General features: G+C 73.1%; 3 protein-coding genes. 1 reads left to right on the top strand and 2 read right to left on the bottom strand.

What is annotated here, in order from left to right:
- Positions 1–37 precede the first annotated feature (37 nt).
- A complete protein-coding gene (locus tag K6I33_RS33075; RefSeq protein ID WP_374286491.1) occupies positions 38–1,246 on the bottom strand; it encodes a serine hydrolase domain-containing protein in 1,209 nt (402 codons plus the stop codon).
- Between the two features lie 112 nt (positions 1,247–1,358).
- Here K6I33_RS33075 and K6I33_RS33070 point away from each other — a divergent pair, with 112 nt between their 5' ends.
- Positions 1,359–2,555, top strand: a complete 1,197-nt coding sequence (locus K6I33_RS33070) for a TerD family protein (protein ID WP_229358372.1) — start codon at positions 1,359–1,361, stop codon at positions 2,553–2,555.
- On the opposite strand, the gene K6I33_RS33065 is transcribed toward K6I33_RS33070, so the two are convergent.
- Positions 2,503–3,561, bottom strand: a complete 1,059-nt coding sequence (locus K6I33_RS33065; protein WP_229358371.1) for an MsnO8 family LLM class oxidoreductase — start codon at positions 3,559–3,561, stop codon at positions 2,503–2,505. The two genes, K6I33_RS33070 and K6I33_RS33065, sit on opposite strands and share 53 nt — an antisense overlap.
- Positions 3,562–3,619 lie beyond the last annotated feature (58 nt).

The following is a 3,619-nucleotide window of genomic DNA, read 5'->3' as shown; positions in this document are numbered from 1 at the left end:
CCACCCCGCCCCCGCCCCACGTCACCGCGTCACCGCGTCAGACGCGCGCCGCGCAATCGCGGACGGCCTTCGCCAGGACGCCCGCCTCAGGAGCCGCGCCGCCCGGGTAGGCGAAGCGGCGACGGTTGTAGCCGAAGGCCAGGCCGACGCTCGGGTCGGCGAAGGCCTGCGAGCCCGCGGCGCCGCTGTGGCCGAACGACCGGGCGCCCAGGAAGGGGTAGTCCACGCCCGTGGCGGCGAAGCCCAGGCCGAAGGCGTGGGTGATGCCGCCCAGGGCCAGATCGGGCCCGAAGGAGTGGACCTCCGCGACACGAGCGGCCATCTCGGCGGTGAGCAGCGGCGCCTTCCCGTCGACCTCGCTGATCGCGGCCGCGTACATCCGGGCCAGCCCCCGGGCGGAGGCCACGCCACCGGCGGAGGCCTGACCGCCGGCACGCACCTCGCGGGAGTTGGGGAAGGACTCGATGCCCCTCGAGAGCGGCGACGGCTTCGGGTTGTTGGCGTTGAAGGCTATGCCCCGCAGGCTCTCGGGCCCGGCGGCGCCCAGGGCCATCTCCCGCTTCTGCTCGGGCGTGGGGTCCATCGGCTGGGTGGAGAGCCAGCGGTGCTCCTGCTCCTCGGGCAGGCCCAGGTAGAAGTCCAGGCCGTACGGGGCGCGGATCCGCTCCTCGTACACCTCCTGGAGCGTCCGCCCGGTGACCCGGCGGACGACCTCGCCGGTCAGGGCGCCGATCACCATCGCGTGGTAGCCGAAGGCCGTGCCCGGGCGCCAGTACGGGCGCTGGCCCGCCAGCCGCTCGGCGATCAGCCGGTCGTCGGCCAGCTCCTGCGGGGTGAACCCGCCGTCGGCGCCCACGAGACCCGCGCGGTGGGCCAGCAGGTCGCGCAGGGTGACGTGCTCCTTGCCCGCCGAGCCGAACTCCGGCCAGTAGTGGCGCACTTCCTCGTCCAGGTCCAGCGTGCCGTCCTGCACCAGCAGGGCCACGACGAGGTGCGCCGCGCCCTTGCTGGACGAGAAGACGCCGGTGAGCGAGTCCCCCTTGATCTCCGGCCCGCCCCACAGGTCCACGACCCGCTTGCCGTGCACATACGCCGCGAGCTGCGCCGAGTGCCCGACGCGCTCCTGGGCCAGCGTGGCCTCGAACGCCTCGCGCACGGGCTCGAAGCCCTCGGCGACGGTGCCCTGCGCGACATATGCGTTGTGCGCGTTATGCGCATTGCCGTTGTCCGGCATGTGCTCCCCCATGATCAAAACCGAATGACGAGGTACACAGCCTCCGATCGCGTTCGAATATTCCTGGTCGGATTCGGTCTCCGGGTCATGGAACCGCAAAGGTCCACAGCTCGTTACCCCGTACATGACCGCTATGACACCCGGCTCGAACATCCCGCTCTCCGTCACCCGTGTGACGGTGGACGTCACCGCCCCCGTGCGGCTCGACGTTTCGGGCCTGCTGCTCACCGCCGACGGCAAGGTGCGCTCCGACGACGACTTCGTCTTCTACAACCAGCCCAGCGCCCCCGGTGTGACGCACCGCGCCGCCTCCGGCGCCACCCCCGACGCGATCATCGTCGACACGGCGGCGGTCCCCGCCGGCATCGACAAGATCGTGGTCACCGCGAGCCCGGACGCCCAGGGCGCCACCTTCGCGGGCACCGAGCCGACGGCGACCGTGCGCGGCGCCGACGACGGCTCGGCGATCGCCACCTTCACCCCGCCCCGGCTGAACACGGAGACGGCACTGGTGGTCGTGGAGATCTACCGGCGCAACGGCGCGTGGAAGCTCCGCGCGGTCGGCCAGGGATACGCCAACGGTCTGGCGGGCATCGCCACGGACTTCGGCGTGAGCGTGGAGGAGCCGGCGGCGCCCGCTCCGGTGGCCGCCCCCGCGCCGGTGGCCGCGCCGGCCCCGGTCGCCCCCGTCGCGCCGGCGCCCGTCGCGCCGCCGGTCCCGGCCGCCCCGCCCGCGGTCCCCGGGAAGATCAACCTGGACAAGGGCCGGGTGAGCCTCCGGAAGAACGAGACGGTCTCGCTGGTCAAGGGCGGCCGGCCGCTGACCCGTTCGGTCAGGATGGGCCTCGGCTGGGAGCCCGCCTGGAACGGCCGGGCCATCGACCTCGACGCCTCGGTCATCGCCTACGGCCCCGACCGCAACATGATCGACGCCTGCTACTTCGGCCGGCTCCAGATCCTCAACGGCGTCATCCAGCACTCCGGCGACAACCTCACCGGCGAGGGCTCCGGCGACGACGAGACCATCACCGTGCACATGGGCGGCCTGCCGCCCGAGGTGACGGGCCTGGTCTTCACCGTCAGCTCCTTCAACGGCCAGAAGTTCACCGAGGTCGCCAAGGCGTACTGCCGTCTGCTGGACGCCCAGACCGGCGAGGAGCTGGTCCGCTTCGACCTCACCGGATCCGAGTCCCAGACGGGCGTCCTGATGTGCAAGTTCATCCGCCAGTACTCGGGCGAGTGGGAGATGACGGCCCTCGGCGACTTCGTCAAGGCCAAGACGGTACGGGACCTGGTGAAGCCGGCGGCGCAGGCGCTGTAGGCGCCACCGCCGCACCGGCCGTCCCGGCCAGCCGGCGGTACGAGTCGAGCAGCGCGGCCCGGTCGTACGAGCTGGTCGTGACCAGCACCTCGTCGGCCCCGGTGCGGGCCACGAGGGAGCCGAGGGCGGTCGCCACGTCGTCCTCGGTGCCGTGGACGTGGCCGCGCAGCCCGGCCTCGTAGAACCCGCGCTCCCGCTCGTTCATCACGGGGACCAGCGTCTCCTCGATCTCCTCGGCCGGGCGCAGGGGCGGGAACGCCCCGTGCGTCCGCGAGTGGGCCAGGGCCCACGCCTCGGGGACGAGCAGCCGGCGGGCCGCCTCGCGGGTCCCGGCGACGGCCACGTTGCCGGCGACGACGACGTAGGGGTTGTCCCACCACGGCGAGGGGATGAAGGCCGCCCGGTAGCGGGCTGTGGCGGCCGCCGTCGCGCCGTCGCCCTTGAGGCCGCCGATGACCAGAGCGGCCCCGGCGCGGGCCGCGATGTCGGCGCCCGCGTCGTTGGCGAGGACGAACAGTGGTGGGCGAAGGCCCTCGGCGGGCAGCGCGTGCACGCCGGGGTGCGGGGTGGGCTCCCCCGTGAACCAGTGCTTGAGCTCCGCCAGCCGGTCCGCGAAGTCGTCCATCGCGGCCTTCTCCACGCCCAGGGCGCGCCGGATGCCGTCCGTGAAGCCGACGGAACGGCCGAGGCCCATGTCGATCCGGCCGGGGAAGAGGGAGGCGAGCACGCCGAACTGCTCGGCGACCACCAGGGGGCGGTGGTTGGGCAGCATCACGCCGCCGGTGCCGACGCGGATACGGGAGGTCGCGGCGGCGACGGCCGCGGCGAGCACGGTGGGGGCGGAGCCGGCGACACCGGGGACGCTGTGGTGTTCGGACACCCAGAAGCGGTGGTAGCCGAGGGCCTCGATCTGCTGGGCGAACGCGACGGTGTTCCGCAGCGCTTCCCCCGGCTCCTCGCGGTGGCGGGTGCGGGAACGGTCGAGTACGGAGAGCTTGAACGTCACCTTTGGGTCAACGCGGTGGGCTGCGGGGGATTCCCGCTGCGCGTTTGTGGGTGGGTCG

This window comes from Streptomyces sp. UNOB3_S3, assembly GCF_020740895.1.
Taxonomy (GTDB): domain Bacteria; phylum Actinomycetota; class Actinomycetes; order Streptomycetales; family Streptomycetaceae; genus Streptomyces.
Note: the sequence above shows the minus strand (reverse complement) of the source record. Positions and strands in the feature narration are given on the sequence as shown.